This window comes from Vibrio sp. V19_P1S1T109 (assembly GCF_002241375.1).
In the GTDB taxonomy this organism is placed as follows: domain Bacteria; phylum Pseudomonadota; class Gammaproteobacteria; order Enterobacterales; family Vibrionaceae; genus Vibrio; species Vibrio anguillarum.
On the sequence record NZ_NDIM01000019.1, the window covers coordinates 1 to 5,655 of the forward strand.

5 protein-coding genes and 1 pseudogene are annotated in these 5,655 nt (G+C 43.8%); all 6 read left to right on the forward strand.

The annotated features are described in order from the left end of the window. Positions 1-517: pseudogene (locus B9J87_RS17680) on the forward strand (collagenase); the annotation flags it as partial. 239 nt (positions 518-756) lie between these two features. Then, positions 757-1,938: a DUF3103 domain-containing protein gene (locus B9J87_RS01300; protein ID WP_094149224.1), complete on the forward strand. Its 1,182-nt coding sequence runs from the start codon at positions 757-759 to the stop codon at positions 1,936-1,938. A 195-nt stretch (positions 1,939-2,133) separates the two neighbouring features. Continuing rightward, positions 2,134-3,045 (forward strand): siderophore ABC transporter substrate-binding protein, encoded by a 912-nt coding sequence (locus B9J87_RS01305; RefSeq protein ID WP_026028180.1) that lies wholly within the window; start codon positions 2,134-2,136, stop codon positions 3,043-3,045. Positions 3,046-3,072: 27 nt separating this feature from the next. Then, entirely contained in the window at positions 3,073-4,008 is a 936-nt protein-coding gene (gene vctD / locus B9J87_RS01310; protein WP_026027432.1) for an iron chelate uptake ABC transporter permease subunit VctD, read from the forward strand. A gap of 22 nt (positions 4,009-4,030) precedes the next feature. Continuing rightward, positions 4,031-4,981 carry an iron chelate uptake ABC transporter permease subunit VctG gene (vctG, locus tag B9J87_RS01315; RefSeq protein WP_094149226.1) on the forward strand — a complete coding sequence of 317 codons (951 nt, stop codon included), beginning with the start codon at positions 4,031-4,033 and terminating at the stop codon, positions 4,979-4,981. 6 nt (positions 4,982-4,987) lie between these two features. Further along, on the forward strand, positions 4,988-5,655 hold a 668-nt coding region (locus B9J87_RS01320; protein ID WP_094149225.1), incomplete at its 3' end, for an iron ABC transporter ATP-binding protein.

Genomic DNA, 5,655 nt, shown 5'->3' on the forward strand with positions numbered 1-5,655 from the left:
TTATTATGATTATCAAATAACAAATTTTGAACTGCATAGTAATGAAACAATTGCACTAGAAAAACAAGCCAATGGTACCGTTTTACCGGGTCGCTATTATTTTAGTATTACGGGTAGAGAAGCTTACCAGCGTGTTGAATTAAATACGAAAGTAAGTTACGCCATTACCGATAATACGCAAAAGCCTAGTGATGATTTAGCACCTGTTGTTCTCGAAAATCGTCAGCCAATGACGTTGGGTATTCATCAAACTCGCTATGCAGCGATTTATGTACCAGAGGGAATGAACAGTGTCAAAGTTTGGCTCCAGCCTATTGATAAGATGGCAGCCCACAATGTTGATCTTTATGCAGAAAGCGAGCACTGGCCTACATTGACTCATTTTGATCAAGCGTCTAAACGTGCTGATAGCTATGAGTATATTGAACTGCCAGTAACGCAAGCGGGCTATGTCCATTTCATGCTTAATGCACAGCAAGCCAATAGCCAAGTCGAGCTCTATGCAACTTATGAATAATTAATGAATAAAAAGAAGTGTAAAAGCACTTCTTTTTATTAAAATCATATAATTAGCCAGAAAAGTAATAGCTATATTAACATTGTGTAATTTAATCTTTACTTAATAATAATTTGATCTTGTGGGAAGAATATAAATTAACACTCTATTTATTTCTTGAAAGAATAGTATTCGGTGATATTGTGTTTTTATGTAGAGTTATTACTCTATGTTGTAATTAAAAATATTAAGGGTTCATTATGAGATATATAACACCCGTTTCATTACTGCTTGTGGCCACTATTATGGGGTGCAACTCAGAAGAAGCGACAACCAGTAGCACCAGCCAATCTAATGCTGATGCGATTGCACAGCAAAAAAGAGCGTTAGCACTGCAACTAAGTGAAAGTTACGCCGAGCTTGAAACCATACTTAAAACTGAAATCAGCGCGCAAAACCTATCCATTTCTGTTTCCACTTTGTTTGAAGAGCAGCCTGATTCCGATTTTAGTCAACAGATGGTTGTAGCGGACGCGCAAATTCGTTCAATGAAAGGCATTGAGGATTTTACTGAGCAATTGCTGCAACTGCGTATTGCCGATGCGTCGATGATTAAAGAGTGGCAAGAAGGGCAAAGCCCGTTGTTTGCTTTTGAGCCCAAAGGTAATGATGCGTCTTGGCAATATATTGAAGCGTTTGATGTGTACGGACAGGTGCATCAACTGGATGTATATCAAATGCCAGATGTACCCGTTTTCGTGGTTGATAGTAATAGCGAAGTGGAATTGCGCGCAGGCTTACAAGCAATGCGTGCACAGATGAACGCATTGGGTCAATCGACCACATTGACCACAGTAGAAAGTGGTAGCGTCGCCGCGCAAGCGATGGCCCGCAGCAGCGATAATAGCGCTGAGCCTATTTCCACCACAGTGCTGAAAAAAATTCGTTTAGCGGATGACAAAGAACCGTGGATCTCTGGAGCGGCTGAAATTTATGCGATTGTTACAGGCATCAATCCAAGCCGAGATGAGCCGACCATTGACTTAGTTGAAATGCCTTATTTGGATTACGACAAGCAAGATTACTTCCCAAATCAAGTGATGATCCAATGGTCTCGTTACCGTTGGGGCGCAGCCGATCTTATCTTGATGGAGCAAGATGATGGTACCGATTATAAGGAGCTGGCTAAATTACTCGTCAAAGTAGCGGAAGAAGTGCTGAAGCTTATCCCTGATCCAGAAGTGCAGGCGTATGCGATTATTCCGCAAATCACGGGTAAGATCATTGATGCGATTCCCGATGGTTTACTGGTCAACGACGACGATTATGTCGATGTCTTTTACACCTTGATGCAAGACACCAGCTATGTTGATCATCCTGGAGCGAGTGGTAACGCAGTGGCCACTTTTGAACCTTTGACGATTAACCCGACACGTCCATAACATTTCTCTCCCCCTAGAAAGCGAGCGCGAATCTCTTATTAGCGCTCGCTTTTTCATCATTCTTGCTGCTTCTGATCATCATGGCCGATTTTGATGTGAATAGGGTTGCTTGAACGACGGTCAACGATTATATTACCCGAACTTAATGCGAATGCTTATCAAAATCTGTCGCAGTTATTTTAAATGGGAACCTATATGAAATCGTTGTTTAGTTTGGCAGCACTTGGCTTGCTTACCTCTTTTACTCTCAGTGCTAAAACCGTTTCTGTGGAGCATCAACTCGGTACCACGACGATCGAGCAAAATCCGCAACGTGTGGTTGTCATTGGTTTGGGTGCGTTAGATACGTTAGATCGCTTTGGTATTGAACCTGTCGCGGTATCGAAAGTGACTGAACTGCCGAATTATTTAGCGAAGTACAACAGCGATACATACGCACCTGCCGGTTCTTTATTTGAGCCTGATTTCGAAACCATTTATATGCAAAAACCGGATGTGATTGTGATTGGGCCGCGCGCCGCAACCAGTTATGACGAGCTATCTAAAATTGCACCAACTATCGTTTTTGCAGCCGATGCAAGCCAAGGCTACTGGCAGAGTACACAACAGCAGTGGCGTAATCTAGGCAAAGTCTTTGCTATTGAAGACCAAGTGGAAGCCAAAATTGAAGATTTAGATAAGCAGTTTCAAGCACTTCGTAGCTTTAATCAGAACAACCAAATCGATGCGCTCACAGTGATGAGCTCTGGCGGTAACATTACCGCTTTTGGGCCTGAATCACGTTTCTCGGCGGTGTATAAAGATTTTGGATTCAAAACGACCGTCGATAGCATCAAAGCGACACGCCATGGCGATCTAATCTCTTATGAATTTATTCGCGAACATGATCCTAAAACCTTATTGATCATTGATCGTGATACGTTGGTCAACAAAGGGCAAAGTCACACTCGCCAAGAGTTTGAAAATGACCTGATCAAAGCGACTGCAGCCTACAAAAATAAAAGCATGGCGTTTTTAGACCTTAATGCTTGGTACCTATCCATTTCTGGTGTGACTGCTACCGAGCAGATGATCAGCGACGTTAGAAATGCTGTACACATTCACTAATTTGCCACAAACAAGCTGAGGTTAGCTTTGAAAAAGTTATTGCTTGCTTTGTTGGTAGTCAGCCTATCTTCACTGTTTGTGGGGGTAGGCAATCTATCACTAATGGCATTACTGCAAGGGGATGCCCATGCTTGGCAACTGCTCTTTACCAGTCGGTTGCCACGTTTGTTGGCGATTGTTTTAGCCGGGGCAGGGCTCAGTATCGCGGGTCTTATTATGCAGCAAATCAGCCAAAACCGATTTGCCGCGCCTTCTACCTCCGGTACCATTGAATGCGCCATGCTGGGCTACGTGTTGAGCTTAGTCTTTTTTGGCCACGGTGAAAGCTTGTGGCTTATTTTCTCGGTTTCGATTGCGGGCACTTTGCTGTTTGTCCAACTGATTCAGCGCGTGCAGTTTAAAAATGCCATTTTTGTCCCTTTGATCGGCATTATTTTTGGTAATGTGGTGGAATCCGCCGCCTCCTTCATCGCTTACAAATACGATGCGATACAAAACCTTTCTAGCTGGACGGTAGCCAATTTTGCCAATTTGCTGAAAGGGGATTTCGAACTGCTCTATATTGCGATTCCGGTTGCCCTCTTTAGCTATTTGTATGCGGCGCGAATTTCGGCGGTCGGCATGGGTAAAGATTTTGCTGTGAACTTAGGGCTTAACTATCAGCAAGTGCTGGTGATTGGCGTTTGTTTGGTGTCGGTGATGTCTGCGACGGTTGTGATGATTGTCGGTCAACTGCCTTTTTTAGGGTTGATTGTGCCCAATTTAGTCAGCCACTATTACGGTGACAACTTGCGCAAAAATATCCCTCGTACGGCCATTTTCGGTGCGTTATTGGTACTGCTATGCGATTTGGGCGGCCGTTTGATTATTTTCCCCTATGAAGTGCCGATTTCGATGATCATCAGTATTCTCGGTGGCAGTGTATTTATTGTGTTGCTGTTGCGAGGACAACGCCATGGGTAAGTCTGTATGTGCGAGCATCACTTTGCGTGATCATACCAAACTGTGGTTACTGGTTTTGGCTTCTCTGCTTTTTGCTGGGTTATTTATTGGTGTTGGATTGAACGCCGGCAACTATCACTATTTTCTTTCTCGTCGTGTACCCAAAGTATTGGCGATGGTGTTAGCGGGTATTGCCATTGCGCAGTCCTCTCTAGCGTTTCAAACCATTACCCACAACCGAATTTTAACGCCCAGCATCATGGGGTTTGATTCACTCTACCTGTTTGTGCAGGTGTTAGTGGTGACTCTTTTTGGTGGCCTAAGTAGCTACGCGCTTAATGCTTACCTCAATTTTTCGTTGTCCGTTGCCGCCATGTTGCTGTTTTCTAGTTTGTTGTTCGCTTTTTATTTTCGTAAGCAGCAGAGCAACTTAATGGTGTTGTTGCTATTAGGAGTCATTCTGGGGCAACTGTTTTCCAGCATTTCCTCCTTTTTGATCATGCTGATGGATCCGAATGATTTTTCATCGGTACAGTCCAATATGTTTGCGAGCTTCAACAACGTGAAAGTGGAACTTGTGTATTGGGTAACACCATTACTACTGTTGGTTTGCTTTGGCCTGTTTCGCCTGCATCGCGTGTTGGATGTTTTATGGTTGGATAACGATAACGCGGTCAGTTTAGGGGTGGATGTACGCCGAGTGACGCACCATGTGTTGATGCTTAGTGCGGTATTAATTGCTATTTCTACAGCTTTAGTTGGGCCCGTGATGTTCTTTGGCTTATTGGTCACCAACTTAACGCGCGAGTGGTTTCGTTCATACCAACATCGAACCTTATTGATTGGTTGTTCCGCGATGGCGGTGTGTGCATTGCTTTCTGGTCAATGGGTGGTTGAAAAAGTATTCCAGTTTGAAACAACGCTGAGTGTGGTGGTAAATTTCATCGGAGGTCTCTATTTTCTCTCCCTCCTTTTACGTAATAAAATGGTTTAATTTCATATGATTCAGCTAGATAAACTGACTAAAGTGTTTGGCCAACAAGCCGTTGTGGATAAGGCCTGTGCGCAGTTTGAAAAAGGCAAGGTCACTTCAATTATTGGCCCTAATGGCGCAGGGAAAAGTACCTTACTGTCGATGGCCAGCCGTTTGGTTAGCCGTGATAGCGGTAAAGTTTGGATTGAAAGCAAAGAGCTGGTTGAGTGGGATACTAAGGCGTTGGCTAAAAAGCTGTCGGTTCTGCGTCAAGCCAATACTCTGACCATGCGTTTTACCGTGAAAGAGCTGGTGGCTTTTGGCCGTTTTCCTTATTCGCAAGGTAAATTAACGGCCAACGATCATGCGATGATTGAACAATCGATCGAATATCTTGATCTTAAAGCGATAGAAGATAAATACCTAGACGAACTGAGTGGCGGCCAACGCCAACTGGCCTTTATTGCCATGGTGATCGCCCAAGATACCGATTACATCTTTCTCGATGAACCGTTAAACAACCTCGATATCAAACACTCATTGCAGATCATGGCCACTATTCAGCGTTTAGCACATGAGTTGAATAAAGCGGTAGTCGTGGTGATTCACGACATCAATTTTGCATCCTGTTACTCCGATTCCATCATTGCGCTGAAACGAGGCCAAGTAGTAGCAACTGGCACAGTACAAGAGGT

Excerpts from the sequence above, each read along its gene's own strand:
- B9J87_RS01300 (WP_094149224.1), top strand. The coding sequence starts at position 757 with ATGAGATATATAACACCCGTTTCATTACTGCTTGTGGCCACTATTATG.
- B9J87_RS01305 (WP_026028180.1), top strand. The coding sequence starts at position 2,134 with ATGAAATCGTTGTTTAGTTTGGCAGCACTTGGCTTGCTTACCTCTTTT.